We start from the raw sequence: 25,677 nt of genomic DNA, 5'->3' as shown, positions 1-25,677 counted from the left end.
TATTTGCAGAAATTCAAATTTTATGAATCTTCATTTTATCGCTATAGGGGGAAGTGCTATGCATAATCTTGCCCTGGCGCTGCATCAAAAAGGCTATAGAATTACCGGAAGTGATGATGCTATTTTTGAACCTTCAAAATCCAGGTTAGAAAAATCCGGATTACTTCCTGAAACTTTTGGTTGGTTTCCAGAAAAAATCTCTGCTAATCTTGATGCCGTTATTCTTGGGATGCACGCAAAAGCAGATAATCCGGAGCTTTTAAAAGCCAAAGAACTGGGCCTTAAGATTTTCTCCTATCCCGAATTTCTCTTTGAACAATCCAAAAATAAAACCAGGGTAGTTATTGGTGGTTCCCATGGAAAAACTACAATTACCTCTATGATACTTCATGTATTACATTATCACGAGCGGGAAGTGGATTTTATGGTTGGTGCTCAACTGGAAGGATTCGATACGATGGTACATCTTACAGAAAAGAATGATTTTATCTTACTGGAAGGTGATGAATATTTATCTTCAGCAATGGATAAAAGACCAAAATTTCATCTTTATAAACCAAATATTGCTCTTTTAAGCGGAATTGCCTGGGATCATATCAATGTGTTCCCTACCTATGAAATTTACGAGGAGCAATTCCAGATTTTCGTAGATTCCATAATCAGCGGCGGAATAATTGTTTACAACGTAGAAGATGCGGCATTGACCAAAATTGTAGATGAAACCACTAATCAAATAAGAAAACATGCGTATCAAACTCCAAATTATAGGATTGAGGATGGAATAACCATGCTGGATACTCCAGAGGGTGATCTTCCTATTGAAATATTTGGAGCTCATAACCTTAACAATCTTTCCGGTGCCAAATGGATTTGCCAGCATATGGGTGTGGATGAAGATGACTTTTATGAGGCGATTGCCACTTTTAAAGGCGCTTCTAAACGTTTAGAGAAAATTCATGAAACAAGAGATGCGGTTGTTTTTAAGGATTTTGCTCATAGTCCCTCGAAGGTAACTGCAACTGTAAAAGCTGTTAGAGACCAATACCCAAATAAAGAGCTTGTAGCTTGCCTTGAATTGCATACGTACAGCAGTTTAAATCCGGAGTTTTTAAAGGAATATAAAAATAGTCTTGACCCTGCAGATACCGCTATTGTTTTTTATTCTCCGGAAGCTTTGAAAATAAAAAAACTGGAGATGCTTTCAAAAGAACAGATCCTGGAGGCTTTTGGGAAGCAGGATCTTCTTGTGTATACCAATGCAGAGGAATTTCAGAATTACCTCAAAACATTGGATTATTCAGAAAAAGTTGTCTTGTTGATGAGTTCAGGGAATTATGGAGGACTGAAGTTCGAGCAGATAAAGGATTGGATTTCCTGATATTGAAGCCCGTAAGTTGTGATTTTCAGGTTTTGAATTTTTAAACTGAAATATTGGGTTCATTTTTTTATCTTTAATAAAAAGTGAACCTAATGTCGCATGAACGTGTACCTCTTAGCATTAAAAACTGGGCTTCCGGGGACAGGCCTCGTGAAAAACTACTCCAAAAAGGCAAATTAGCTTTAACCGATGCCGAGCTTATCGCTATTTTAATCGGTTCAGGAAATAGAAAAGAGAGTGCGGTAGAATTAAGCCAAAGGATACTTTCTTTGCATAGGAATAATCTCAGTATGCTCGGAAAGCTTTCGGTACAACAACTTATGAATTTCAAAGGAATAGGGGAGGCTAAGGCCATTAGTATAATCGCTGCCATGGAGCTTGGCAGAAGAAGAAGGACGGAAGAAGCCCTGGAGCAGGTGAAGATAACCTCCAGCAATTCTGTTTATGAACTGCTGCAACCCATAATAGGGGAATTGGCCCACGAGGAATTCTGGATTCTTTATTTGAATAATGCCAACAAAATAATAGAACAGTTTCAAATTAGCAAAGGTGGGATTACCGGCACCTTGGTGGATGTTAGAATTACTTTGAGAAGAGCTTTGGAACTTGGTGCTATTTCACTAATTCTGGCGCATAACCATCCATCGGGAAATTTAAATCCCAGTGAGGCAGATAAGCAACTCACCACCAAATTGAAAACCGCCGCCGAAAGTCTGGATATTAAAGTCCTGGATCATCTTATTGTTACTGAAAAATCCTATTTTAGCTTTGCCGATGAAGGCTTGTTGTAATGCAAAATAAAACATGCTTTTAATTTATACCAGTAAGGTCACGCCAAGAATAATCTATGTTTTTAAACATATATGTACCCAGGTTCTTGGAATTGAGATCAAATTTACAACTAAAATTGAAGAATTTATTGCCCACCCGGATTTAAAATTTTCCTACGGAAAAAAACGACTGGGGAATGAACTTTTTATTCAAAATGTTGATCTTTTGCTTGAACAAGGTTTAGGGGATATAGAAATTAAGGTGCAGCCCTGGGAAGAAAGCAAATGCTTTTTTGCGGTTTCAGAAAACAGCGATGTCCCCTTTGATATTTTTGCGGCCTCGTTCTATCTTTTATCACGGTATGAGGAATACCTGCCGCACGTAAAGGATGATTTGGGCCGTTTTCCTTCGTCTGAAAGTTTAGCTTACAAGGAAGGTTTTCTTCACAGTCCGGTTATAGATGTTTGGGCTTATAAATTTAAAAAAATATTGGCATTTCGCTTTGCAGATATCGATTTTAAAAAACGGAATTATGAATCGGTAACCATTATTTCTGTGAGCCATGTATTCAATTTCAAAAACAAAGGATTCCTTAGAAGCCTTGCCGGAACAGCAATCGATCTGGGGCGATTAAAAATCTCAAAGGTACGGGACAGGATAAAGGTTTTGCTTAGACTAAAAAAAGATCCTTACAATGTTTTTGATGATCTCATAAAAATTGTAAAGGAGCATAAAGTAAAAATGGTTTTCATGTTTCAATTAAGCGATTTTAATATTTATGACAGGAATATCAATCACAATCGGCTTAATTATAAAGCTATAATTAAATATGTGGCAGATTATTCCGATGTTGGTTTACGTCTGGGCTTTTTTGCTGTTAAGGAAATTAAGGCGCTTAAGCTTGAAAAAAAGCGATTTGAAAATATAATCCATGGGCCTCTGCAAAATGTCCTAAACAGCAGATATAATTTAATGTTACCGGAACATTACAGCTATTTAAATGAATTGGAGATCGCTAATGATTATTCTATGGGATATCCGGAAACCATTGGTTTTAGAGCCGGAACCAGCACTCCTTATTTATTTTATGATATCAATATGGAGGTCACAACTCCCTTAAAAATACATCCTTATGTTTTTCATTCCCAGGTTTGTCACACACGAACTTCGGAAGAGATCCAGCACACCATAACTGGTATTATGAGGGAATTAAAACTGGTACAGGCACCTTTTGTTTCTATTTTTAAAAACCGCGATTTTTCAGAATATTACAATAATGCCTTTTATTACTCATTGTTAAAGCAAGTTCATGAAATTTAAAAATATTCAACACGTCTATTTTGACCTGGATCACACGCTATGGGATTTCGATAAAAATTCTGCTCTCACCTTTGAAGCTATTTTTAAGGAGGAAAAAATAAATATTGAATTGCAGGATTTTTTGGGAGCTTATGTGCCAATTAACAGTAATTATTGGGAATTGTACCGAAACAATCAAATATCCAAGGAGTCATTAAGGACAGGAAGATTAAAGGATAGTTTCAAGCTTTTAAAATTTAAAATTCCCTCAAAAACCCTTGATGTACTTTCAGATAAATATATAGAGTTTTTACCAACCTTTATACATTTGCTGGAAGACACACAGGATATTTTGGAATATTTGCAACCGAGGTACCAACTTCATATCATCACAAATGGATTTCAGGAAGTTCAAACAACAAAAATGGTGAATTCAAATATTTTTGATTATTTCTCAACTATAACCACTTCCGAGGAAGCTGGAGTGAAAAAACCCCATCCTCATATTTTTGACAGAGCACTTCGTAAATCTAAAGCCTTGCCCAACAATAGTATTATGATAGGCGACAATTATGCCGCTGATATAGTTGGTGCCAAAAATGCCGGATTAGAGACTGTTTTCTTCGATTATTATCAAAAAAAGGAAGTTTCAGAATCGATTACAATTCAAAAGTTAAAAGAACTTCGGGTCTATTTATAGCAATAAAGAATCCCTATATTCGTTAAAGTTAACAGAAATTTTGCCCTAAATGTCTTTTTCTAAACCTAACCTTAAACTTTGTTTATTTCTGTTTTTAATCGCAGGGCTAACCTCCTGTGTTAAAGATGTAGATCTTGATCAGGCAGAACGTATTACCCTTAAACCAGATTTACAGGTTGATCTTCTCATTTTCGATGTTGATGAAGTGGATTTCAGGGATCCTGCAACCGGTGCCCAGAAAACTATAATTCGTGATACCGTTCGTCTTGAATTTTTGGATGATGATTATATTCAAGAAGATCTTAGCGAAGTAGAGTTCAGTTTTAAATACATCAATTCCTTTCCGCAGGCTTTTAATAGCGGTATATTTTTTCTTTCTGAAAACAATAATGTTCAACACCGGGTTGACTTTTACATAGCTCCGGGCACAATCGCAAATCCGGTTACTACAGAAAAAATAGAATTTATTGCACAAGATCAAATAGCGGTGATACGCAGAAGTATTAAAATGGTGGTGGAAATTGAAGTTTTACCTAATTCCGAACCTTTTACAGGAGAATTGACATTTCAATCTAAAGGTTTATTCTCATTTCAATTTTAAAACATGAGATTATTTTTAACCCTAAGTACATTTTTTATTATGCTACTGTGCCAGGGCCAAAATAAGCAACTCCTTTATAATGTAAATAGCCTGCCGCAAACCTTGATGAGCAACCCCGGGGCTCAGATTAATTTTGACGGGCATTTTGGGATTCCTTTAATTTCCCATATAAATATTGCTGCGGGATCTTCCGGAATTAACTTGCACGATATTTTTGATGATTCTAATCCTAATGTAAACCAAAGGGTTACAAATGCCATTAACCGGCTTAGCAGTAAGGACTATTTCACAGCTCAGGAACAACTTGAGGTTTTATCCCTTGGGTGGCGTTTAAATAAATATGATTATTTCTCAGCCGGAATTTATCAGGAAATGGATTTATTTGCTTATTTCCCTAAGGATCCTGCGGTCCTGGTGAGCCAGGGAAATGCCAATTATATCAATGTTCCATTCGATTTTTCTCACGTCTCTTTTACCGGGGAAGTTCTAACGGTTTATCATTTGGGTTTAAACCGAATAATAAACAACCAACTCACAGTAGGCGCAAGATTAAAAATGTACTCTGGAATTTTTAATGTAGAAAGTGTAAATAATACCGGTACATTCTTAACCCGAAACACCCCCGATGGCCCTAATTATTACCGTCATTTTGCAGAGAATATCGATGTTCGGGTTAATACTTCTGGTTTTACAACGCTAAGGGATGCAAATCAAACCGTTCAGGAAGCATCAAGAGATTTGTTGAGTAAATCCTTCTTTGGGGGAAATATAGGTGCGGGATTAGATCTGGGAGCAACCTATAAAATTCAGGATAATCTAATAATTACAGGTTCAATTCAGGATTTGGGGTTGATGTTTCAAAGAGATGAAGTTGAAAATTACACATATAAAGGAACCTATCAAACGGATGGAATCGAGCCTCTCTTTCCGGAAATAGGACCCGATGGAACAGCCTTGCCGTACTGGGACGAATTTGAAGATGAGGTTGATGCAAACCTGGTTGATGAAACCCTGAATGAATCCTATGTTACCTGGCGCCCATTTAAATTAAACGCTTCTTTGCAATTTAGATTTGGAAAAAATTTTCCTCCCTGTGATTATCGCATAAGGACAAAAATAATCTACCAGAATAAAGTAGGAATTCATCTTTTTGGAATTAAAAGGCCGGGAGCCTTAAAATATGCATTGTCCACCTATTATGATACGATGGTAATTCCTAAATTAAGAATTAAGGTGGCTTACACACTGGATGATTTTTCCTATACCAATGTTGGATTATTGATTTCCACCCGAATAAAGAAATTTAATTTCTATCTTGCTGCAGATAATTTATTTGGTTATTTTAACCTTGCAAAATCGCAATATCAGTCCGTTCAATTGGGATTTCAATTTATAATAAATAAATAATGAAAAAGGCACTTTTCTTGATCTTCGGTTTTTTGATTTCCTTTGTTTCGGTTGCCCAGGATCTTAATTCTTATAAATATGTTATCGTTCCAGAGGAATATAATTTCACGAAGGCACCGGATATGTTTCAGTTAAATTCTTTAACCAAATTTCTCTTCGATAAATACGGTTTTCAAGCCTATATGGAAAATGAAGAACTCCCCGAAGATCTTAAAACCAACCGCTGTAAGGCTCTTTTTGCCGATGTGGAAAACGAATCGAGTATTTTTGTTACCAAATTGGTGGTTGTTTTGAAGGATTGCCAGAATAAAAAGGTCTTTAATTCTGAAGAAGGGAGAAGTAGGGAAAAGGATTATAAATTTGCCTATCAGGAAGCGCTTCGGGATGCCTTCGTATCCATTGCAGCTTTGAATTATAACTATAAGCTTTCAGAAACAATTGAAGAAAAAACAGTTATAGTAAGTGCGGTTCCCTCCTTAACTGAACCGGAACAAGACAGCATTGTTGAAGTAAGTACAATTCCTGCAGTAATTGAAAAGGAAGAAGCTAGTATTGTTGAAGTAAGTGCGATTCCCAATATAACTAAAAAGGAAGAAGATAGTATTGTTGAGGTAAGTGCAATTCCAGTGGAACCAAAAGGAATTGAAATTTCTGTTGAAAACAAATCAGAAGAAAAGGATTTGGGCACATCTGAAGAAATGACTTTCAGGATGGGCCCGGGAACCTATTCTTTAAGGAAATCTGGAAATGGATATAATTTATTTCAGAAAGGAATGTCTGAGCCATTCGCCTCTTTAATCGCTTCCAATAGTAATGACAGCTTCATTTATTCTTCGATCACCGCTCAGGGGATCGCTAATTTTGATGAGAAAGGAAACCTGGTTGTTGAAATTCTGAATAAAGAAACCAATTCTGTCGAAATCAGGTTGTTTCAAAAGCAGGATTAATTCAATCCATTGACTTTAAAATTCCGTCCTTTTTAAGTTAATAATTATATTTATTCTTCCATCTAATCTTTAAAAATTCCCTTTGAGCATTCTCCCGCTGATTGTTCCCGGGTTTATAGAAAGCAGTGTTTTTCACCTCCTCCGGAAGAAATTCAGCTTGAGTAAAATTGTTATCATAGTTATGGGCATATTGATAATTGTCACCATATCCCATATCTTTCATCAATTTGGTTGGAGCATTTCGCAGAGAAAGTGGAACCGAAAGATTTCCGGTCTTTTTCACCAAACTCATGGCCTCATTAATTGCCATATAAGAGGCATTGCTCTTTGGGGAAGTGGCCAGATAGATCACACACTGGCTCAAAATGATCCTCGATTCGGGAAATCCAATTGTTGTTACCGCCTGGAACGTATTATTGGCCATAATCAGGGCAGTTGGATTCGCGTTTCCAATATCTTCACTTGCTAGTATTAGCAGGCGGCGTGCAATAAATTTTACATCTTCCCCTCCTTCAATCATTCTTGCCAACCAATAGACCGCTGCATTGGGGTCACTTCCACGAATAGATTTAATAAAAGCCGAAACGATATCATAATGTTGCTCGCCTGTCTTATCGTATAAAACGGTGTTTTGCTGAACCTGGGTTTTAACCATTGCATCGGTAATCTCGACAGGCCCTTCAGCAGAGGTTACAAGCAATTCGAAAATATTAAGGAGTTTGCGGGCATCACCTCCGCTAAACCGCAGTAAAGCTTCTGTTTCGGTTAATTTAACCTGCTTTTGTTTTATGATGGGATCGAATTCCATCGCACGTTTTATCAAAGCGATTAATTCTTCCTTTCCAAAGGGTTTTAAAACATAAACCTGACACCTGGAAAGCAAGGCAGAGATCACTTCAAAACTGGGGTTTTCTGTAGTAGCCCCAATTAGGGTAACCCAACCTTTTTCAACAGCACCCAATAAAGAATCCTGTTGCGATTTGCTGAAACGATGGATCTCATCTATAAATAAAATAGGATTTTTTGTAGTGAAGAGGCCATCGTTTTTTTTCGCTTTTTCAATCACTTCACGCACGTCTTTCACTCCGCTGCTTACCGCTGATAAAGTGTAAAATGGCCGGCCGCTTTCCATAGCGATAATATTGGCTAAAGTGGTTTTCCCAACGCCTGGAGGTCCCCACAAAATAAGAGAAGGAATGGCTCCCTGTTTGATTTGTTTGGTTAAAGCACCCTGTTCACCTATAAGATGTTGCTGACTTAAATAGTCGCTTAATTTTTTAGGTCTTAGCCGTTCTGCAAGTGGTTCATTCATTTTGCAAAGGTAGCAATTCCCTATACAACAAATATGATTTCTGCATTCTATCAGGGAGGTTGCCAATTTGTCAAACTGCTTTTTTTAGCATAGCTTTTGCCCTCAAATAAAGGAATCTATAATAGAATTTCAGTTTTTTTCTGAATATAAATTTCTAAGTATTTTATTCATAAATTTATTAGTGGAAAATGTCGATGAAACTTGATTGGAAGCAAATATTTAAAAAAACTCGTATATCAGAATTTTGATATTTTCTGAATCTGGTTTATATCAATTAAATAACAAACAAATTTTGAAAACATCTGAACCTTTTGTCTTTTCCTCCGGGGTTATAGGTTATCCTATAGTGTTTGTTTTGCTTATTTGGATCGTTTTTTGGACCGAGGTCCGGTTTGGTGTTGATTTTAATTATTTGGGAGTAAGACCTCGTACCCTGGAAGGGCTAAGAGGAGTGATTCTTTCACCTTTTATTCATTCAGACATTAAACACCTGTTTAATAACACTATTCCTTTATTTGTGTTGTCGATGGCGCTTTTTTATTTTTACCGAGGGATCGCCTGGCAAATTTTACTTTTTGGAATTCTGTTCACAGGACTTTTTACCTGGGGGATAGGAAGACCTGCCAATCATATTGGCGCAAGTGGAGTGATTTATCTTCTGGCTTCTTTTTTGTTTTTTAAAGGAATTTTCTCCCGGTATTATAGACTGATCGCCTTGTCTTTTATAGTGGTTTTTCTCTATGGCGGTTTATTGTGGTTTGTAGTTCCTGTAGATCCAGGGATTTCATGGGAAGGACATTTATCCGGCCTTCTGGCAGGATTGTTATTTGCCTTTATCTACAAGCAAAAAATTGTAAAACCACCTAAATATGAATGGGAAAAACCAAACTATAATCAGGAAGACGACCCATTTATGAGGCATTTTGATGAGGATGGGAATTTTGTTGAAACGCTACCAGAAACAGAACCGATCGAAGAAATAACAGAAGAGGAATCCCCGGGAACCAGCTACGTCTATTTTTATAAGAAGTCTAAAGAGGAATAAAAATTCAAGATTCAGGATTCAAAATTCATTAAATCGTTAATTCGGGAATGATGATTCGCTAGTTTGGGATTTGAATTTTATTTAGAACATAAACCATATGTTCATCAAAAAAATATTAACCAATGCACTAATGTTAAACTTTCCTGATTCGTAATGACCGTCTTTAAACCTTAATTCAATGTTTGCTGTATTTTATCCTTCGTAAGATCTAGCAGATTTCCGAAGAAAAAAATCAGAATTGACCTTTAAACTTTCCTATTCCGAATCTCTATTTCTATTTTCTTTTCTCTATTTTTTTTCCCAAATCCCAAATCCCAAATCTACTTTAAATCCGTTGTCTCACAATTTCATATAAAAAGGCCCCACAAGCCACAGATACGTTTAGGGAGCCAATAGTTCCATACATTGGTAATTTAGCTTTGGCATCTACTATTTTTAAAACCGATGGATTAACTCCTTTTTCCTCACTACCCATAATTAAAGCAGTGGGAAGTTTAAAATCGACCGAGTATAAGGTATCTTCAGTCTTTTCGGTAGCTGCCACTACATGGATGCCCGAAGACTGCATATAATATATGGCATCTTTAATATGATTCACCTTACAGATAGGTATTTTGAAAACAGCGCCGGCGGAGGTTTTTACCGTATCGGCATTGACCGGTGCGCCACCTTTATTCTGAACAATGATCGCATGAACTCCGCAACATTCTGCCGTCCGGATAATAGCTCCGAAATTACGGGCATCGGTAATCTGATCTAATAAAAGGAACAATGGGGTTTTTGAAGGCTCTTCCAGGATTTCCTGAACAACATCTTCCATGTTCCTGAATTTAATTGGCGAAATCTTCGCAACTACTCCCTGGTGGTTCCCATTGGAGAGTTTGTTTAGTTTTTCTACAGGAACATAGGAAAGGTTGTAGCCTTCTTTTCCTATTTGGTGTAAGAGTTCTTGAAATAAGGGGCCGGAAAGCCCTTTTTGAATATAGATCTTATCGATGTTCTTCCCGCTTTGAATAGCTTCCATTACGGTTCTTATTCCAAAAATTGTGGTATTGTCTTCCATAGGGGCAAAGATAGCTTTTTATGAAATTTCCTTTATATGGGTACGATTTTTTTTAATGATTATTTTTTTCTGATTAAAGTGGGTTTACCGGATCCATATAAAAAAAGAGGCTGCCTTTTGGGCAGCCTCTTTAGGTATTCTATAGAATTAAATTATTGGTTAACATCCCAAAAGATAGGAGTATAAAGATCATCTGATCCACCTATGTTTTGTACAGCTGCGTTATAATTATCTGCATTTAAAGCATTTTCATTAGTAGGATAAAAAATCCTTAAAGGAACAGGTTGATCACTTAAAGCAGAATTGACCAGAAAATCTGGATGATCAAGTCTTCTCCATTCAGTCCAGGCTTCAAAACCATTGTTGAACAAAGCAATCCATTTTTGGGTTCCAATTAATTGCTCCCAGTTTGAAGAGCTATATGCTACTTCTGCTTTTGCAAGGTAAGCAGTGGCTTCAGCCGCTGTACCATTATATTTTATAATGTTTGCAGTTACCGCATTATTATAGAACATTTGAGCATCTCCGGTGATAAATTCTCTTTCAACAGCCTCAGCTAAGAAAAATTGGACCTCGAAATACTCTAGAATAGCACCTGGGGCACTAGGGTTTTCAGTCAATTCCGGAGCAATGTGTGAGAAGTTTGGATAAGAATTATTTCCCCCAATAGGACCACCAACATAGCCGTCAATATTTTCATCAAAGAAATCATCAATTCTTGGATCATTTACAGAAAGCAAATAATCTACCGATGTTTTTCCCGCAACATAATCTGATCCACGGTTATTCAGTACAAATAAATTGTGCAAGGGGTTGTTATTTGGAGATGCTTCTTCGTAAAAGATAATTGCGCTATCATCTGAAGATTCCATTACTCCTCCTGCAAATGCTTCACTAACTGTAGTCGAAGCTAATCCAGAGTTAACATCGGCAATTCTCATCCCTAACTTTAATTTTAGGGAATTGGCGAATTTCGCCCATTTTGCAACATCTCCACCATAGTATATATCGGCAGATCCAAAAGAACTTCCGCCCTGGGCTAAAGTAGTAGCATCTTTAGAAATACGTCTTATCAAATCTTCATAAATAAAGGCTGCATCATCGTAAGCAGGGTTGATGTTTTCTGAAACATTTAATGCATCCGTATAAGGAACATCCCCGTTAAGATCTACTAATACCTGGTATGAATACACTTCCAAAACGTCAATAATTGCAAGCTGATTTGCTCTGGTTTGATCGTCAAGCAACTCATCAAGTGCAATAGCTTCTCTTGCTGAGCTTAGATCCTGTAGAACATTGTTATATATTCTTATCCAAAAACTTTCGGAAGGATCTCTACCAATGATGTCATAATTGGCTTCATCATTATATGTGGTCTCTGTCCAGTGTTGTGACCAGAGTTTAAGTAAATTTCTTCCCGAAGATACTTCTGTCATAAGGTCTCCAAGGTTCTTTTCAGCGTTGGAGAATAAAGTTCCAGCCGGCACTGTTTCCGGTCTTTTAGGATCTACGTTGTAATCGGTTATATCTTCAGTACAACTTATCGCTGTAAAACCGATCAACATCAAAATTAATAATTTTTTCATGTTTTTTATTTTTTAAAATTGTAATTGTACATTTAATCCGTACTCCTGAGTAGAAGGGTAAGCTCCTATTTGAAAGCCTTGTACGTTACCTGCACTAAATCCTGATTCTGGATCGGCGTAAGGTAGATCTTTATCAATTATCCATAAATTACGACCGGTTGCAGAGATTTTAATTCCTGTAAATGGAAGACTCTCCAAAGTCGTTTTGGGCATATTATAAGATAAAGTTACTTCTCTTAGTTTTACATAAGAAGCATCATAAACGAACTGGGCATCGGGAGCATTTCCATAACGTCCAAGTGGGTTTGAATAATCTTCAAATGAAGCTCTTACGGTGTTGGTTGAACCATCGGCCTGTACTCCAGAAAGAATGGCTCCACCAGAGTCTGCTCCATCTGTAACAGGATCTCTTAATGGGTTCCCTAAATCGTTAAGACCTGCAGTTTCTGCATATACCCCGGTAGCAAGACCAAAATACATATCTCCACTAAATACGCTTCCACCTTCCTGGATATCGATCAAGAAACTGAAATCCCAGTTCTTGTATCTAAGAGAGTTTTGAATCCCAGCTTTCCAGTCTGGATTGATGTCTCCAATCACGTTATCACGGTTTGCTGTTTTAGCATATTTACCATCTTCTCTTACCACTCGCTGACCATTTTCATAAATATAATCGGTACCTCTTATTACACCAAAAGGCTCATCTAAAGCAGCATTTAAGGTAACTCCAAAAAACGAGTTCAGTAATAAGTTTTTAGTATCACCAACTAATTTAGTTACTTCACTTTTATAAGTTGAGAAGTTTGTGTTAATTCTCCATTCAAAATCTTCTGTTCTAACCGGTGAACCGAAAACCTGTAATTCTAAACCTTTATTTTCTACAATACCCGAATTCACAACATAGTTTTGGAATCCTGTTGCAGGAGTAACACTAATAGGAATGATTTGATTTTCTGTTTCCTTTTTATAGACGGAAGCATCAAAACCTAACCTTCTGTTAAAGAAACTCATCTCTAAACCAACTTCAAGTTCATTGGTGCGTTCTTCAGTTAAATTAGGATTTTTTGCAACTCCAGGATTAGAATATAATGGTGTGCCATTAAATCCCGCAACAGCATTGAATGTGTTCCTCAACTGATATGCATTGGCTCCGTTTCCTACCTCACCATACCCTGCTCTAAGTTTACCATAGGTTAAAGCACTACTTTCTATAAGATTTGAAAAAATAATACTTGTTGAAATTGCTGGATAATTAAAGGCATTTTGACCATCGGTTAAGGTTGAAAATACATCTCTTCTTAATGATCCTTCAAGGTAATAGGTATTCATATAATCAAGACTTGCTGTTCCAAAATAACCTACTACCCGCACTTCCTGGTCATTTTCTACAGGAAAATTAATAGGGCTTGCAGAGTTACTTAAGGCAAATAGACGAGGTAAAGTTAGACCTCCGTTTGTGCTGGCGCTAATATCCTGAAACTTCGTTTGTCTGAAGTTTGTTCCCAGTACTCCTGTTATTCCGAAATCTGTTCCGAAATCCTTTTTGAAATTAAGTAATAAATCATAGTTGTATTCGGTGAAATTTATATTTCTTCTCGAATATTGAGGAAGATCGACACTTCCGATATTATTACGTTCTTCCCTGAATTCACTGTAGGTATCTACTGTTGCTCTACCTAAAACATTTAACCACTCTGTGAAATCGTAACCTAAAGTTACATATCCAAATAACCTGTTTCTTTCGTCGGTATTAAAGTTTTCGTAACGTGTGAAATATGGGTTATCCCAGTAGATAGGTGAAGTATCACTAAAACTGTGTGGATTCCAGGTTATGTTTCTTCCTGTTTGGAAATATGCATCCCTTTGTGCCTTTAAATCCACATTATTCGGCCACCATTGTCTGAAATTGGTCATTAGGTTTTCGGCATCGTAACCTGTTCCATAACGTCCCAAACCAGAATTTTTAGTGTAGGTTGCCTTGGCGGTAGCTGTAAATTTATCAGTTAATTCTAAAGTTCCAGAAAAATCCATAGTATGTCTGGTTATTTCTGAATTGGGAAGAATACCTGTTTGATTAAAACGGGTGTAACTAATCCTTGAAGATCCTTTATCACCTCCAGAACTTATAGCTACGTTTTCAGTATCGGTATAGGCAGTCTGGAAAATATATTCAGGGCCATTGGCACCTGCGGTATAAGGCATAGCTTGTTGGTAGGTATCCTCCAACTCAGGGTAGAAAGATTCCCATCCATAAACCATTAAATTAGGATCAAAACGCCCACCAAAAGAACCATCTTCAGTGGTAGGGATCACAAGATCCTCTACGCCATCACCATTGATGTCTTCGCCAAGGAAGTAACCTCCAGGTCCCGCGCCGTAAAATGGTCCATAACCTGCACCGTATTCCTTTTGGAATTTTGGAAAGGTATCTTTGTCGTAATTTCCAACAGAAACAGAAGTGTTAACAGTAACTCCAAGACCCTGATTCTTTTTACCTTTTTTGGTTGTGATGATTATTGCACCATTGGCAGCTCTGGATCCATAGAGGGCAGTTGCCGCTGCACCCTTTAAAACGTTAACGCTGGCAATATCATCTGGATTAATGTCTGAAGCACCATTTCCGTAATCATAGCCATTTCCACCTCCAGTTTGACTTCCGGTGTTGTAAGTCTCATTATTAATTGGCACACCATCTACCACGAATAAGGCCTGGTTGTTTCCGGTAATGGAGGAATATCCACGAATAACAACATTTGAAGATCCACCTAAAGTAGAACTCTTTTTAATGTCAAGACCTGCAATTTTCCCGGAGAGAGAGTTCACAAAGTTTCCTTCTTTAGCGGTATTAACTTCATCTCCATCCACTTCCTGGGTTGCGTAACCAAGAGATTTTTTTTCCCTTGAAATACCTAATGCGGTAACTACCACCTCGTCTAGTTGAGCTGAATCGGCAGCTAAAGCTACATCGACAACATTGTTGCTGCCTACTGGATATTCTGCAGTTTGAAGACCTATGAAGGAAAACACCAAAATATCTCCTTGCGAAGCTTCGATTGCGTAATTCCCATCGAAATCACTCTGTACTCCTGTAGAAGTACCCTTAATAATTATGTTCACCCCGGGTAGAGGTAAACCACTTTCATCGGTTACCTTACCGGTAACCGTTTGCTGTTGTGCAAATGTTATCTGCACAACGAACGCCAATAACAGCGTCATAATACTACTAAATTTTGTTTTCATTGTTTAATTTGTTTGAATTAGCCAACGCCAAAATTGGTGAGAAATAGGATGCTATCCAAGTCATTGCCACAAAAAAAATATTTTAACGTTAAATCAATGTTAATTAATAAGGTAGAAGGCTGAAAGACAAATATTAAGCGAATTATAATTAATTTCACTGAATTTTTTTAATTAAATGTTTGGATTAAAACCCCAAGTATGAATAAATTTTTAATTAGGTGATATTTTATTGAGAATACCAATACTTATTAGTTTTGTTTATAATAATATTGCTGTTTTATTAAGATTTGATGCCTATCAAAAAATAAGACTGCCGGGTCAAATTCTTTATAATTTGTTTAAGGCCGTCATAGCTGATGAACATATTATGCTTTTAATTTTTGGTGAGAGCAACATTAGGCTTTGGTGATTTTTAAGGGATATTATTATTTGGGAGGAGATTCTTCTGAAAATTAATGAATTATCATTTGAATAATTCGTTTTTATTTCTACCTTTGCCAACCCTAAAAAATAGGGAGGTAATTTTTAACAATAATTAGTGTAGAAGAAATTATGCCAACAATTTCACAATTAGTACGAAAAGGAAGAGCCAAAATAACCAAGAAGAGTAAATCGGCTGCTTTGGAATCGTGCCCTCAACGTCGGGGAGTTTGTACGCGTGTTTACACCACTACGCCTAAGAAGCCTAATTCTGCAATGCGTAAAGTTGCAAGGGTAAGGTTAACAAATGGTAAAGAGGTAAACGCATACATTCCCGGAGAAGGACACAATTTACAGGAGCACTCGATAGTATTGGTTAGAGGCGGAAGGGTAAAAGATTTACCGGGAGTTAGGTATCACATTGTTCGTGGTGCTTTAGATACCGCCGGTGTGGCTGGAAGAACTCAGCGTAGATCAAAATACGGAGCAAAACGCCCTAAGAAGTAAAACAAACGTTAGAAGTTAATGCATTAAAGGGCTTCAGGCCTTAAGTGTTTTAACCTTAACAATTAACTCAAAAGAAGAAATGAGAAAAAGACAGGCAAAAAAGAGGCCTCTTTTACCGGATCCAAAATTTAATGATCAATTGGTTACGCGTTTTGTAAACATGATGATGTGGGATGGTAAGAAATCGGTTTCCTATAAAGTGTTCTACGATGCTATCGCAATTGTAGAAGAGAAAAAACAAGACGAAGAAAAATCGGCTCTAGAAGTTTGGAAGGATGCCCTTTCTAATGTAATGCCTCACGTAGAAGTTAGAAGTCGACGTGTTGGTGGTGCTACTTTTCAAATACCAATGCAAATTCGTCCGGACCGTAAGGTTTCAACTGCCATGAAGTGGTTGATTTCTTACTCCAGAAAACGTAACGAGAAATCTATGGCCCAAAGATTAGCCGGAGAAATTATCGCTGCTTCCAAGGAAGAAGGTGCTGCTGTTAAGAAAAGAACAGATACTCATAAAATGGCTGAAGCTAACAAAGCATTCTCTCACTTTAGATTCTAAACAAAATGGCACAAAGAGATTTAAAATTTACAAGAAATATAGGTATTGCCGCTCATATTGATGCTGGTAAAACCACCACTACAGAGCGTATTTTGTTCTATACCGGTGTAAGTCATAAAATAGGGGAGGTGCACGATGGCGCCGCTACTATGGACTGGATGGAGCAAGAGCAGGAAAGAGGTATTACCATTACTTCTGCTGCAACTCATTGTAAGTGGAATTATAGAAATACAGAATATACTGTAAATATTATTGATACTCCTGGTCACGTAGATTTTACCGTAGAGGTAGAGCGTTCATTACGTGTTCTGGATGGTATGGTTGCTTTATTCAGTGCGGTTGATGGCGTTGAGCCACAATCTGAAACTGTTTGGAGACAGGCAGATAAGTATAGGGTTCCACGTTTAGGGTTTGTTAATAAAATGGACCGTCAGGGATCTGACTTTTTCAACGTTTGTAATCAGGTGAGAACTATGTTGGGTGGAAACCCGGTTCCATTGCAAATTCCAATCGGGGAAGAAGAAAATTTTAAAGGGATTGTAGATCTTATTTCCAAGACTGCGATCGTTTGGAATGAAGAAGATTTTGGTATGACATATGAGACCATTGAGATCCCCGAGGAGCTTATGGAAGATGTGAAAAAGTACCGTACTCTTTTGGTAGAAGCCGTAGCTGATTATGATGAAGCTTTAATGGAAAAATTCTTCGAAGATGAAAATTCCATTACTGAAGATGAAATCATTGCTGCGCTTAGAGCTGCAACTATCGATATGTCTATTATTCCAATGATGTGTGGATCTGCCTTTAAAAATAAAGGTGTTCAAATGATGTTGGATGCGGTTATGAGATATTTACCATCTCCTGTAGATGTTGATGCTATTATAGGTGTTAACCCTGATACGGAAGAAGAAGAGTCGCGTAAGCCACATGTTGATTCTCCATTTTCTGCTTTAGCTTTTAAAATCGCTACCGATCCTTTCGTAGGACGTTTGGCTTTCTTTAGAGTTTATTCCGGAGCGTTGGATGCAGGTTCTTACGTGTTGAATAACCGTTCTGGTAAAAAAGAGCGTATTTCACGTATTTACCAGATGCACTCTAACAAGCAGGAACCTATTGACAGAATTGAAGCTGGGGATATTGGAGCTGCTGTTGGTTTTAAAGATATTAAAACCGGAGATACACTTACAGATGAGAAGCATCCTATTACATTAGAGTCCATGTCTTTCCCTGCACCGGTAATTGGTATCGCTGTGGAGCCTAAGACAAAAGCTGATGTTGATAAAATGGGTATGGCTTTGGCAAAACTTGCTGAAGAAGATCCAACCTTCCAGGTTAAAACCGATGAAAATTCAGGTCAAACAATTATTTCAGGAATGGGTGAATTGCACCTGGAAATTCTTGTAGATCGTATGAGAAGGGAATTCAAGGTTGAAGTTAATGAAGGTCAGCCTCAGGTTGAGTATAAAGAAACTATTACTAAAAGTGCAAATCACAGGGAGATTTATAAAAAACAATCTGGTGGTCGTGGTAAATTTGGTGATATCGTATTTAATATGTCACCGGCAGATGAAGATTTTAAAGGTCCAGGCCTTCAGTTTGTAGATTCTGTTAAAGGTGGTCGTATTCCTAAGGAATTTATTCCTTCGGTAGAAAAAGGCTTTAAAGAAGCTATGAAAGCTGGGCCATTGGCCGGATTTAAAATGGATACTTTAAAGGTTGAATTAACAGATGGTTCATTCCACCCTGTAGATTCTGATCAACTTTCGTTCGAATTGGCGGCTAAAATGGGGTATAAAGTTGCTGCTAAAAAAGCAGGTGCTGTTATTCTTGAGCCAATAATGAAAGTAGAAGTTGTAACTCCTGAAGAAAACATGGGAGATATAGTGGGAGATTTAAACAGAAGAAGAGGACAGGTAAATGACATGTCCGACAGATCTGGAGCAAAAGTGATTAAAGCAGAAGTGCCACTTTCTGAAATGTTTGGGTATGTTACCACATTAAGAACATTATCATCTGGTAGAGCGACTTCAACAATGGAATTTTCTCATTATGCTGAAACTCCTTCCAACATTTCAGAATCAGTTATAAAAGCAGCTAAGGGTACAACAAACGATTAATTAAAGGGATATGAGTCAGAAAATCAGAATAAAACTAAAATCGTACGATCACAATCTGGTAGACAAGTCTGCAGAGAAAATCGTAAAAACCGTAAAATCTACGGGTGCTGTGGTAACCGGGCCAATCCCATTGCCAACACATAAAAAGATATTTACAGTATTGCGTTCTCCTCACGTTAATAAAAAGGCAAGAGAGCAATTTCAATTAAGCTCGTACAAAAGGTTGTTGGACATCTATAGTTCTTCATCTAAAACCATCGATGCCTTAATGAAACTTGAGCTTCCCAGCGGAGTAGAGGTAGAGATCAAGGTGTGATGATATAATTCAAAATTTTGAATTCAGAATTTTGAATTCAGATTCTGCAATACATGTCCGGCGCGTTTCGCAAAGGAAAAACGGTAAAAATACATTCAGGACTGAAAGTATTTTCGGTCCTGAATATTTTTAAATAAATAGTTTAATTAATAATTAATAATTATGTCTGGGTTAATAGGAAAGAAAATAGGCATGACCAGCATCTTTGACGAGAACGGGAAAAACATTCCGTGTACCGTTATACAAGCTGGGCCGTGCGTAATTACCCAAGTCAGAACCATAGAGGTCGACGGGTACGAAGCTCTTCAACTTGGTTTCGATGACAAAAAGACTGCTAATAAAGCTGCCACAGGGCACGCTAAAAAAGCCGGAGCCGCAGCAATGCGCAAAGTCGTTGAATTCAAGGGATTTGAAGGAGAGCACAAATTAGGAGATTCCATTACAGTTGAACATTTTACCGAGGGCGAGTTTGTTGACGTTTCCGGTACAAGTAAAGGTAAAGGTTTCCAGGGTGTTGTAAAGAGACACGGTTTTGCTGGTGTGGGTCAAGCTACTCACGGTCAACACAACCGTTTAAGAGCCCCGGGTTCCATTGGTGCTGCATCTTACCCAGCGAGGGTATTTAAAGGAATGCGCATGGCTGGACGAATGGGTGGAGATAAAGTGAAAGTAGAAAACTTAAGGGTCTTAAAAGTGGTTTCAGATAAGAACCTACTTGTAGTTCAGGGATGTGTTCCGGGACATAAGAACTCGTATGTAATCATTCAGAAGTAATGGAAATAGCAGTTGTAGATATTAAAGGAAAAGAAACAGGTAGAAAGGTCAACCTTTCTGACGCTGTTTTTGGAATAGAGCCTAACAATCATGCGGTATATCTTGATGTTAAACAATATCTGGCAAATCAGCGCCAGGGTACGCACAAAGCAAAAGAGCGTGCGGAAATAGCAGGAAGTACACGTAAGATCAAAAAGCAAAAGGGAACAGGTACAGCACGTGCCGGTAGTATTAAATCTCCAATCTTTAAAGGTGGAGGCCGCGTTTTTGGACCACGTCCAAGAAACTATGGTTTCAAACTTAATAAGAACTTAAAGAGATTGGCAAGAAAATCTGCTCTTTCTCTTAAGGCTCAGGATAAGGCGATAATAATTGTAGAAGATTTTCAATTTGACACTCCAAAAACCAAAAACTTTATCGATGTTTTGAAAGGTTTGGGAGTTGAAGGTAAAAAATCTCTAATAGTGTTGGGTGACTCAAATAAAAATGTATATTTGTCCTCACGCAATTTAAAGGGCTCTGAGGTTGTAAGTAGTTCAGAATTAAGTACTTACAAAATATTAAATGCAAATAATCTTGTGTTTGTAGAGGGGTCTTTAGAAGGAATTGAGTTGAACTTAAGTAAATAAGCAGTATGAGTGTCTTAATAAAACCTATTATTACAGAAAAAGCAACAGCAGATAGCGAGTTGAATAACCGCTTTTCATTTGTTGTTAATAATAAGGCGAATAAGATTGAAATTAAGAACGCAGTAGAATCTGCTTATGGTGTTTCAGTTACTAAAGTTCGCACAGTGAATGTCCGTCCAGATCGCAAATCCCGTTATACAAAGACAGGTGTGGTCACTGGTAAAACAAGTGCTTATAAAAAAGCATATGTACAGGTGGCGGAAGGTGAAACTATTGATTTATATAGTAATCTTTAAGATTAAAGAATGTCAGTTAGAAAATTAAAACCAATCACCCCTGGGCAGCGTTTTAGAGTAGTTAATGGTTTTGACGCCATTACTACTGATAAGCCGGAGAAGAGTTTGTTAGCTCCGATTAAAAAGTCAGGTGGTAGAAACAGTCAAGGAAAGATGACCATGCGCTATAAAGGTGGTGGTCACAAAAGGCGTTACAGGATTATAGACTTTAAACGCGACAAGCACGGAATTCCGGCTACTGTTGCCTCTATAGAGTATGATCCGAACAGAACGGCTTTTATCGCATTATTGAATTATCAGGATGGCGAAAAAAGATATATTGTTGCTCAAAATGGACTTCAGGTTGGGCAGAATATAGTTTCAGATGCAGCTGTGGCAGCACCGGAAATTGGAAATGCAATGCCTTTGGCCAGTATTCCTCTTGGAACAGTTATTTCCTGTATTGAATTACGACCAGGGCAGGGAGCTGTTATGGCTCGTAGTGCTGGTGCTTTTGCTCAACTTGTGGCAAGAGAAGGGAAATATGCGACCATAAAATTACCGTCAGGAGAAATTAGAAGAGTACTTACTACTTGTATATGTACAATTGGTGCTGTTTCAAACAGTGATCATCAATTGCTTGTTTCCGGGAAAGCCGGTAGAAGCAGATGGTTGGGTAGAAGACCAAGAACCAGACCGGTTGTGATGAACCCTGTGGATCACCCAATGGGTGGTGGTGAAGGGAAATCTTCCGGAGGTCACCCACGTTCTAGAAAAGGTATACCTGCTAAAGGTTACAGAACCCGATCTAAAACGAAAGCGAGTAATAAATATATTGTAGAACGTAGAAAGAAATAATAAGATATGGCACGTTCATTAAAAAAGGGACCTTACGTTCACTATAAACTAGATAAAAAAATCTCCCAAAATGTAGAATCCGGGAAGAAAGCTGTTATTAAGACCTGGTCAAGGGCTTCAATGATAACACCGGATTTTGTTGGGCAAACCATCGCTGTTCATAATGGGAAACAATTTGTTCCTGTTTATGTAACCGAAAATATGGTAGGTCATAAATTAGGGGAATTCTCACCTACAAGATCTTTTAGAGGTCACGCAGGTGCGAAAAATAAAGGTAAAAGATAACTGAAGCTATGGGAGTTCGTAAAAGAGAAAAAGCAGAGCAAACAAAGGAAGCTAAGAAATTATTAGCTTTTGCAAAACTGAATAACTGCCCTACTTCACCTAGGAAGATGCGCTTAGTCGCAGATTTGGTTCGTGGTGAGAAAGTAGAAAAAGCGCTTCAGATATTGAAATTTAGCTCTAAAGAGGCATCTCGTAAATTGGAAAAATTGTTATTGTCTGCAATTGCAAACTGGCAAGCCAAAAATGAGGACGCAAGTATAGAGGAAGCTGAATTATTTGTGAAGGAGATCCGTGTAGACGGAGGTAGTATGTTAAAGAGATTGCGTCCTGCACCACAGGGCCGTGCTCACAGAATAAGAAAACGTTCCAACCACGTTACATTAGTGCTTGGAGCTAACAATAATACACAAAGCTAAGAAGAGTATGGGACAAAAAACAAATCCAATCGGGAATCGCCTTGGTATCATAAGAGGATGGGAATCCAACTGGTACGGAGGAAATGACTACGGCGATAAATTAGCCGAAGACGATAAGATTAGAAAATACATCCATGCTCGTTTATCTAAAGCGAGTGTATCTAGGGTAATTATCGAACGTACTCTAAAACTTATAACCGTTACTATCACCACTGCCAGACCCGGTATTATCATTGGGAAAGGTGGACAGGAGGTAGATAAGTTGAAAGAGGAACTTAAGAAAATTACCGACAAGGAAGTTCAAATTAACATTTTTGAAATCAAGAGACCAGAACTGGATGCACATTTAGTAGCCTCCAGTGTTGCACGACAAATTGAGAATAGAATCTCATACCGTCGTGCAATAAAAATGGCCATCGCAGCTGCCATGAGAATGAATGCTGAAGGGATTAAAATCCAGATTTCAGGTAGATTGAACGGTGCTGAAATGGCACGTTCTGAAGGCTACAAAGATGGAAGAATTCCCTTGTCAACTTTTAGAGCCGATATTGATTATGCTTTAGTTGAGGCACATACCACATATGGTAGATTAGGTGTTAAAGTATGGATCATGAAAGGTGAGGTATTTGGTAAAAGAGATCTTTCCCCTCTTGTAGGCATGGACAAGCAAAAAAGTGGTGGAAAACCTGGACCCGGTGCCGCACGAGGTGGTAACAAGTCACGTCGTAGAAAGTAATCTTTTAAAGTAAAGAAAAATGTTACAGCCTAAAAGAACAAAATATCGCAAGATGCAAAAGGGCCGTATGAAAGGAAACTCCCAAAGGGGGCACAGACTTTCAAACGGTACATTTGGGATTAAATCATTAGACTCAAATTTCCTTACTGCACGTCAAATAGAAGCAGCGCGTATAGCCGCAACCCGTTATATGAAAAGAGAAGGTTCATTATGGATCAAAATCTTTCCAGATAAACCTATCACCAAGAAACCTCTTGAGGTACGTATGGGTAAAGGTAAAGGTGCTGTAGAATATTGGGCAGCAGTTGTTAGACCAGGAAGGATCCTCTTCGAAATAGGAGGGGTGCCTTATGATGTGGCCAAAGAAGCTTTGCGACTTGCCGCACAAAAACTTCCGGTAAAAACCAAGTTTATTGTAGCTAGAGATTATCAAGCTTAATTAAGAGAAGTTATGAAACAATCAGAAGTAAGAGAATTATCTGTAGCAGAATTGCAGGAAAAACTTGGTGAAACCAGGAAAGCGTATTCAGATTTAAAAATGGCTCACGCAGTATCGCCATTAGAGAACCCAATACAGCTTCGTGCTGTAAGAAGATCTATAGCGAGAATTGCTACAGAGTTAACAAAAAGAGAACAACAATAAGTGTTATTCTGCTGAAAGATGGAAAAAAGAAATTTAAGAAAAGAACGTATAGGTGTAGTTACCAGTAATAAAATGCAGAAATCCATAGTGGTTGCTGAAGTTAAAAAGGTAAAACACCCCATGTATGGAAAGTTCGTTTTGAAAACGAAGAAATATGTGGCGCACGACGAGACAAATGACTGCAACATTGGAGATACAGTAAAAATAATGGAAACACGTCCATTGAGTAAATCTAAATGTTGGAGATTAGTAGAAATTATAGAAAGAGCTAAATAAAATGGTACAACAAGAGTCCAGATTAAGAGTAGCAGACAATACCGGCGCCAAAGAAGTTTTGACGATTAGGGTATTAGGGGGTACAAAAAGAAGATACGCTTCTGTTGGAGACAAAATAGTTGTCAGTATTAAAGAAGCCACACCTAATGGAAGCATTAAGAAAGGTGCGGTTTCAACAGCAGTTGTTGTTCGTACCAAGAAGGAAGTGCGTAGACCAGATGGATCTTACATCCGTTTTGATGATAATGCATGTGTTCTTTTGAATCCAACAGGTGAAATGCGTGGTACACGTGTATTTGGCCCTGTAGCCCGTGAGCTTCGTGATAAGCAATTCATGAAGATTGTTTCATTAGCGCCAGAGGTGCTTTAATACATAGTATGATGAACAAGCTTAAAATAAAATCCGGAGATACAGTTAGAATAATCGCTGGTGATCATAAAGGTCAGGAGGGAAAGGTTCAAAAGATTCTTCGTGAAAAGAACAAAGCAATTGTGGAAGGTGTGAATATGGTTTCCAAACATGAGAAGCCAAGTGCATCCAATCCACAAGGAGGAATAGTAAAGAAGGAAGCTCCGCTTCATATTTCCAATTTATCTTTAATAGATAAAAAGGGTGATAACACCCGTGTTGGTTATAGGACTGAAGACGGTAAGAAAGTGAGATTTTCCAAAAAATCCAATGAAGTAATTTAGTTATGGCATACGTACCAAGACTTAAACAAGAGTATAGAGACAGAGTAATGTCTTCTCTTAAAGAAGAATTCAGTTACTCCAACATCATGGAAGTTCCAAGACTACAAAAAATAGTTTTGAGCAAGGGAGTTGGAGCTGCTGTAGCAGACAAGAAATTGATTGATTATGCAGTAGATGAACTAACTGCAATAACCGGTCAAAAAGCCGTATCAACCATATCTAAGAAGGATGTTGCATCTTTCAAACTTCGTAAAGGGATGCCAATTGGTGCCAAAGTAACTTTACGTGGAGATAGAATGTATGAATTCCTGGATCGTTTAATCACATCGGCCCTTCCAAGGGTTCGTGATTTCAGTGGAATTAAAGCTACCGGTTTTGATGGAAGAGGTAATTATAACTTAGGTGTTACCGAACAAATTATCTTCCCTGAGATCGATATCGATAAGGTGAATAAAATCTCTGGAATGGATATTACATTTGTAACTAATGCAGCTACAGATAAGGAAGCAAAATCATTGTTAACGGAACTGGGTTTACCTTTTAAAAAGAATTAATTATGGCTAAAGAATCAATGAAAGCCCGAGAGGTGAAGAGACAAAAAACTGTGAAGAAATATGCAGAGAAAAGAAAAGCTTTAAAAGAAGCCGGAGATTTCGAAGGCTTGCAGAAACTTCCAAAAAATGCCTCTCCCGTTAGGTTGCATAATAGATGCAAATTAACAGGAAGACCTAAAGGCTACATGAGACAGTTTGGACTTTCCCGTGTGATGTTTAGAGAAATGGCCAATATGGGATTAATCCCAGGGGTAAGAAAAGCTAGTTGGTAAT

30 protein-coding genes are annotated in these 25,677 nt (G+C 37.8%); 26 read left to right on the top strand and 4 right to left on the bottom strand.

Annotation, left to right across the window (positions count from 1 at the left end):
• Positions 1-22: 22 nt before the first annotated feature.
• From ACKGJN_RS00655 to ACKGJN_RS00625, 7 genes are all read left to right on the top strand, one after another.
• The gene (locus ACKGJN_RS00655; protein ID WP_409537486.1) at positions 23-1,378 is read left to right on the top strand and encodes a UDP-N-acetylmuramate--L-alanine ligase; all 1,356 of its coding nucleotides are present in this window, start codon (positions 23-25) and stop codon (positions 1,376-1,378) included.
• Between the two features lie 92 nt (positions 1,379-1,470).
• A complete protein-coding gene (gene radC / locus ACKGJN_RS00650; protein ID WP_409537485.1) occupies positions 1,471-2,169 on the top strand; it encodes a RadC family protein in 699 nt (232 codons plus the stop codon).
• A 13-nt stretch (positions 2,170-2,182) separates the two neighbouring features.
• Complete coding sequence (locus ACKGJN_RS00645) at positions 2,183-3,469, top strand: polysaccharide deacetylase family protein (protein ID WP_409537484.1); 1,287 nt, start codon at positions 2,183-2,185, stop codon at positions 3,467-3,469.
• On the top strand, positions 3,459-4,148 hold the full coding sequence (locus tag ACKGJN_RS00640; protein ID WP_409537483.1) for a YjjG family noncanonical pyrimidine nucleotidase: 690 nt from the start codon (positions 3,459-3,461) through the stop codon (positions 4,146-4,148). Before ACKGJN_RS00645 ends, ACKGJN_RS00640 begins: the two co-directional genes overlap by 11 nt.
• A 49-nt stretch (positions 4,149-4,197) precedes the next feature.
• Positions 4,198-4,749, top strand: a complete 552-nt coding sequence (locus tag ACKGJN_RS00635; protein WP_409537482.1) for a hypothetical protein — start codon at positions 4,198-4,200, stop codon at positions 4,747-4,749.
• A 3-nt stretch (positions 4,750-4,752) separates the two neighbouring features.
• The gene (locus ACKGJN_RS00630; RefSeq protein WP_409537481.1) at positions 4,753-6,156 is read left to right on the top strand and encodes a DUF5723 family protein; all 1,404 of its coding nucleotides are present in this window, start codon (positions 4,753-4,755) and stop codon (positions 6,154-6,156) included.
• The gene (locus ACKGJN_RS00625; RefSeq protein WP_409537480.1) at positions 6,156-7,103 is read left to right on the top strand and encodes a hypothetical protein; all 948 of its coding nucleotides are present in this window, start codon (positions 6,156-6,158) and stop codon (positions 7,101-7,103) included. Before ACKGJN_RS00630 ends, ACKGJN_RS00625 begins: the two co-directional genes overlap by 1 nt.
• Positions 7,104-7,140: 37 nt before the next feature.
• Here the strand turns inward: ACKGJN_RS00625 and ACKGJN_RS00620 are convergent, their stop codons facing one another.
• A complete protein-coding gene (locus ACKGJN_RS00620) occupies positions 7,141-8,415 on the bottom strand; it encodes a replication-associated recombination protein A (protein WP_409537479.1) in 1,275 nt (424 codons plus the stop codon).
• A 292-nt stretch (positions 8,416-8,707) separates the two neighbouring features.
• On the opposite strand from ACKGJN_RS00620, the gene ACKGJN_RS00615 reads away from it, so the two are divergent.
• A complete protein-coding gene (locus ACKGJN_RS00615) occupies positions 8,708-9,460 on the top strand; it encodes a rhomboid family intramembrane serine protease (protein ID WP_409537478.1) in 753 nt (250 codons plus the stop codon).
• Positions 9,461-9,785: 325 nt separating this feature from the next.
• Here ACKGJN_RS00615 and rlmB read toward each other — a convergent pair whose 3' ends face one another.
• The 3 genes from rlmB to ACKGJN_RS00600 all read right to left on the bottom strand — a co-directional run bounded on the left by rlmB (position 9,786) and on the right by ACKGJN_RS00600 (position 15,349).
• The gene (rlmB, locus tag ACKGJN_RS00610; RefSeq protein ID WP_409537477.1) at positions 9,786-10,523 is read right to left on the bottom strand and encodes a 23S rRNA (guanosine(2251)-2'-O)-methyltransferase RlmB; all 738 of its coding nucleotides are present in this window, start codon (positions 10,521-10,523) and stop codon (positions 9,786-9,788) included.
• A gap of 152 nt (positions 10,524-10,675) precedes the next feature.
• Complete coding sequence (locus ACKGJN_RS00605) at positions 10,676-12,109, bottom strand: SusD/RagB family nutrient-binding outer membrane lipoprotein (protein ID WP_409537476.1); 1,434 nt, start codon at positions 12,107-12,109, stop codon at positions 10,676-10,678.
• Positions 12,110-12,121: 12 nt separating this feature from the next.
• Positions 12,122-15,349: a SusC/RagA family TonB-linked outer membrane protein gene (locus ACKGJN_RS00600; protein WP_409537475.1), complete on the bottom strand. Its 3,228-nt coding sequence runs from the start codon at positions 15,347-15,349 to the stop codon at positions 12,122-12,124.
• A gap of 552 nt (positions 15,350-15,901) precedes the next feature.
• Between ACKGJN_RS00600 and rpsL the strand changes: the two genes are divergently transcribed.
• From rpsL to rpsN, 18 genes are all read left to right on the top strand, one after another.
• A complete protein-coding gene (gene rpsL / locus ACKGJN_RS00595) occupies positions 15,902-16,276 on the top strand; it encodes a 30S ribosomal protein S12 (protein WP_006988554.1) in 375 nt (124 codons plus the stop codon).
• 79 nt (positions 16,277-16,355) lie between these two features.
• Positions 16,356-16,832, top strand: coding sequence for a 30S ribosomal protein S7 (gene rpsG / locus ACKGJN_RS00590; protein ID WP_409537474.1), 477 nt, complete (start codon positions 16,356-16,358; stop codon positions 16,830-16,832).
• A gap of 5 nt (positions 16,833-16,837) precedes the next feature.
• Positions 16,838-18,949 carry an elongation factor G gene (gene fusA, locus ACKGJN_RS00585; RefSeq protein WP_409537473.1) on the top strand — a complete coding sequence of 704 codons (2,112 nt, stop codon included), beginning with the start codon at positions 16,838-16,840 and terminating at the stop codon, positions 18,947-18,949.
• A gap of 10 nt (positions 18,950-18,959) precedes the next feature.
• Entirely contained in the window at positions 18,960-19,265 is a 306-nt protein-coding gene (gene rpsJ, locus ACKGJN_RS00580; RefSeq protein WP_006988551.1) for a 30S ribosomal protein S10, read from the top strand.
• A 162-nt stretch (positions 19,266-19,427) separates the two neighbouring features.
• Positions 19,428-20,039 carry a 50S ribosomal protein L3 gene (gene rplC, locus ACKGJN_RS00575; RefSeq protein WP_409537472.1) on the top strand — a complete coding sequence of 204 codons (612 nt, stop codon included), beginning with the start codon at positions 19,428-19,430 and terminating at the stop codon, positions 20,037-20,039.
• A complete protein-coding gene (gene rplD, locus ACKGJN_RS00570) occupies positions 20,039-20,668 on the top strand; it encodes a 50S ribosomal protein L4 (protein ID WP_006988549.1) in 630 nt (209 codons plus the stop codon). The genes rplC and rplD overlap by 1 nt, the downstream gene beginning before the upstream one ends.
• 5 nt (positions 20,669-20,673) lie before the next feature.
• Positions 20,674-20,964: a 50S ribosomal protein L23 gene (rplW, locus tag ACKGJN_RS00565; RefSeq protein WP_409537471.1), complete on the top strand. Its 291-nt coding sequence runs from the start codon at positions 20,674-20,676 to the stop codon at positions 20,962-20,964.
• A 9-nt stretch (positions 20,965-20,973) separates the two neighbouring features.
• Complete coding sequence (rplB, locus tag ACKGJN_RS00560) at positions 20,974-21,801, top strand: 50S ribosomal protein L2 (protein ID WP_409537470.1); 828 nt, start codon at positions 20,974-20,976, stop codon at positions 21,799-21,801.
• Between the two features lie 6 nt (positions 21,802-21,807).
• Positions 21,808-22,086: a 30S ribosomal protein S19 gene (gene rpsS / locus ACKGJN_RS00555; protein WP_006988546.1), complete on the top strand. Its 279-nt coding sequence runs from the start codon at positions 21,808-21,810 to the stop codon at positions 22,084-22,086.
• Between the two features lie 8 nt (positions 22,087-22,094).
• The gene (gene rplV, locus ACKGJN_RS00550; protein WP_409537469.1) at positions 22,095-22,502 is read left to right on the top strand and encodes a 50S ribosomal protein L22; all 408 of its coding nucleotides are present in this window, start codon (positions 22,095-22,097) and stop codon (positions 22,500-22,502) included.
• 7 nt (positions 22,503-22,509) lie between these two features.
• Positions 22,510-23,238, top strand: coding sequence for a 30S ribosomal protein S3 (gene rpsC, locus ACKGJN_RS00545; RefSeq protein WP_409537468.1), 729 nt, complete (start codon positions 22,510-22,512; stop codon positions 23,236-23,238).
• A 19-nt stretch (positions 23,239-23,257) separates the two neighbouring features.
• Positions 23,258-23,677 carry a 50S ribosomal protein L16 gene (gene rplP / locus ACKGJN_RS00540; protein WP_006988543.1) on the top strand — a complete coding sequence of 140 codons (420 nt, stop codon included), beginning with the start codon at positions 23,258-23,260 and terminating at the stop codon, positions 23,675-23,677.
• A 12-nt stretch (positions 23,678-23,689) separates the two neighbouring features.
• Positions 23,690-23,881 carry a 50S ribosomal protein L29 gene (rpmC, locus tag ACKGJN_RS00535; protein ID WP_006988542.1) on the top strand — a complete coding sequence of 64 codons (192 nt, stop codon included), beginning with the start codon at positions 23,690-23,692 and terminating at the stop codon, positions 23,879-23,881.
• Positions 23,882-23,899: 18 nt separating this feature from the next.
• Positions 23,900-24,157 (top strand): 30S ribosomal protein S17, encoded by a 258-nt coding sequence (gene rpsQ / locus ACKGJN_RS00530; RefSeq protein ID WP_006988541.1) that lies wholly within the window; start codon positions 23,900-23,902, stop codon positions 24,155-24,157.
• 1 nt (position 24,158) lies between these two features.
• Complete coding sequence (gene rplN / locus ACKGJN_RS00525; RefSeq protein WP_409537467.1) at positions 24,159-24,527, top strand: 50S ribosomal protein L14; 369 nt, start codon at positions 24,159-24,161, stop codon at positions 24,525-24,527.
• Positions 24,528-24,538: 11 nt separating this feature from the next.
• Positions 24,539-24,850, top strand: coding sequence for a 50S ribosomal protein L24 (gene rplX, locus ACKGJN_RS00520; protein WP_409537563.1), 312 nt, complete (start codon positions 24,539-24,541; stop codon positions 24,848-24,850).
• 2 nt (positions 24,851-24,852) lie between these two features.
• A complete protein-coding gene (gene rplE, locus ACKGJN_RS00515) occupies positions 24,853-25,404 on the top strand; it encodes a 50S ribosomal protein L5 (RefSeq protein ID WP_409537466.1) in 552 nt (183 codons plus the stop codon).
• A gap of 2 nt (positions 25,405-25,406) precedes the next feature.
• Positions 25,407-25,676: a 30S ribosomal protein S14 gene (gene rpsN, locus ACKGJN_RS00510; RefSeq protein ID WP_006988537.1), complete on the top strand. Its 270-nt coding sequence runs from the start codon at positions 25,407-25,409 to the stop codon at positions 25,674-25,676.
• Position 25,677 lies beyond the last annotated feature (1 nt).

The sequence above is a fragment of the Gillisia xinjiangensis genome (genome assembly GCF_046298265.1).
GTDB classification, from domain to species: Bacteria; Bacteroidota; Bacteroidia; order Flavobacteriales; family Flavobacteriaceae; genus Gillisia; species Gillisia xinjiangensis.
This window is presented reverse-complemented; position numbering and strand designations above follow the sequence as displayed.

Excerpts from the sequence above, each read along its gene's own strand:
- rplX (WP_409537563.1), top strand. The coding sequence starts at position 24,539 with ATGAACAAGCTTAAAATAAAATCCGGAGATACAGTTAGAATAATCGCT.
- ACKGJN_RS00620 (WP_409537479.1), bottom strand. The coding sequence starts at position 8,415 with ATGAATGAACCACTTGCAGAACGGCTAAGACCTAAAAAATTAAGCGAC.
- ACKGJN_RS00645 (WP_409537484.1), top strand. The coding sequence starts at position 2,183 with ATGCTTTTAATTTATACCAGTAAGGTCACGCCAAGAATAATCTATGTT.
- rlmB (WP_409537477.1), bottom strand. The coding sequence starts at position 10,523 with ATGGAAGACAATACCACAATTTTTGGAATAAGAACCGTAATGGAAGCT.
- rplE (WP_409537466.1), top strand. The coding sequence starts at position 24,853 with ATGGCATACGTACCAAGACTTAAACAAGAGTATAGAGACAGAGTAATG.
- rplN (WP_409537467.1), top strand. The coding sequence starts at position 24,159 with ATGGTACAACAAGAGTCCAGATTAAGAGTAGCAGACAATACCGGCGCC.
- ACKGJN_RS00630 (WP_409537481.1), top strand. The coding sequence starts at position 4,753 with ATGAGATTATTTTTAACCCTAAGTACATTTTTTATTATGCTACTGTGC.
- rpsS (WP_006988546.1), top strand. The coding sequence starts at position 21,808 with ATGGCACGTTCATTAAAAAAGGGACCTTACGTTCACTATAAACTAGAT.
- rpmC (WP_006988542.1), top strand. The coding sequence starts at position 23,690 with ATGAAACAATCAGAAGTAAGAGAATTATCTGTAGCAGAATTGCAGGAA.
- rplD (WP_006988549.1), top strand. The coding sequence starts at position 20,039 with ATGGAAATAGCAGTTGTAGATATTAAAGGAAAAGAAACAGGTAGAAAG.
- rpsN (WP_006988537.1), top strand. The coding sequence starts at position 25,407 with ATGGCTAAAGAATCAATGAAAGCCCGAGAGGTGAAGAGACAAAAAACT.
- ACKGJN_RS00635 (WP_409537482.1), top strand. The coding sequence starts at position 4,198 with ATGTCTTTTTCTAAACCTAACCTTAAACTTTGTTTATTTCTGTTTTTA.
- ACKGJN_RS00640 (WP_409537483.1), top strand. The coding sequence starts at position 3,459 with ATGAAATTTAAAAATATTCAACACGTCTATTTTGACCTGGATCACACG.
- rpsJ (WP_006988551.1), top strand. The coding sequence starts at position 18,960 with ATGAGTCAGAAAATCAGAATAAAACTAAAATCGTACGATCACAATCTG.
- fusA (WP_409537473.1), top strand. The coding sequence starts at position 16,838 with ATGGCACAAAGAGATTTAAAATTTACAAGAAATATAGGTATTGCCGCT.
- ACKGJN_RS00600 (WP_409537475.1), bottom strand. The coding sequence starts at position 15,349 with ATGAAAACAAAATTTAGTAGTATTATGACGCTGTTATTGGCGTTCGTT.
- rplV (WP_409537469.1), top strand. The coding sequence starts at position 22,095 with ATGGGAGTTCGTAAAAGAGAAAAAGCAGAGCAAACAAAGGAAGCTAAG.
- rpsC (WP_409537468.1), top strand. The coding sequence starts at position 22,510 with ATGGGACAAAAAACAAATCCAATCGGGAATCGCCTTGGTATCATAAGA.
- radC (WP_409537485.1), top strand. The coding sequence starts at position 1,471 with ATGTCGCATGAACGTGTACCTCTTAGCATTAAAAACTGGGCTTCCGGG.
- rpsG (WP_409537474.1), top strand. The coding sequence starts at position 16,356 with ATGAGAAAAAGACAGGCAAAAAAGAGGCCTCTTTTACCGGATCCAAAA.
- rpsL (WP_006988554.1), top strand. The coding sequence starts at position 15,902 with ATGCCAACAATTTCACAATTAGTACGAAAAGGAAGAGCCAAAATAACC.
- rplC (WP_409537472.1), top strand. The coding sequence starts at position 19,428 with ATGTCTGGGTTAATAGGAAAGAAAATAGGCATGACCAGCATCTTTGAC.
- ACKGJN_RS00625 (WP_409537480.1), top strand. The coding sequence starts at position 6,156 with ATGAAAAAGGCACTTTTCTTGATCTTCGGTTTTTTGATTTCCTTTGTT.
- rplP (WP_006988543.1), top strand. The coding sequence starts at position 23,258 with ATGTTACAGCCTAAAAGAACAAAATATCGCAAGATGCAAAAGGGCCGT.
- ACKGJN_RS00655 (WP_409537486.1), top strand. The coding sequence starts at position 23 with ATGAATCTTCATTTTATCGCTATAGGGGGAAGTGCTATGCATAATCTT.
- rplB (WP_409537470.1), top strand. The coding sequence starts at position 20,974 with ATGTCAGTTAGAAAATTAAAACCAATCACCCCTGGGCAGCGTTTTAGA.
- ACKGJN_RS00605 (WP_409537476.1), bottom strand. The coding sequence starts at position 12,109 with ATGAAAAAATTATTAATTTTGATGTTGATCGGTTTTACAGCGATAAGT.
- rplW (WP_409537471.1), top strand. The coding sequence starts at position 20,674 with ATGAGTGTCTTAATAAAACCTATTATTACAGAAAAAGCAACAGCAGAT.
- rpsQ (WP_006988541.1), top strand. The coding sequence starts at position 23,900 with ATGGAAAAAAGAAATTTAAGAAAAGAACGTATAGGTGTAGTTACCAGT.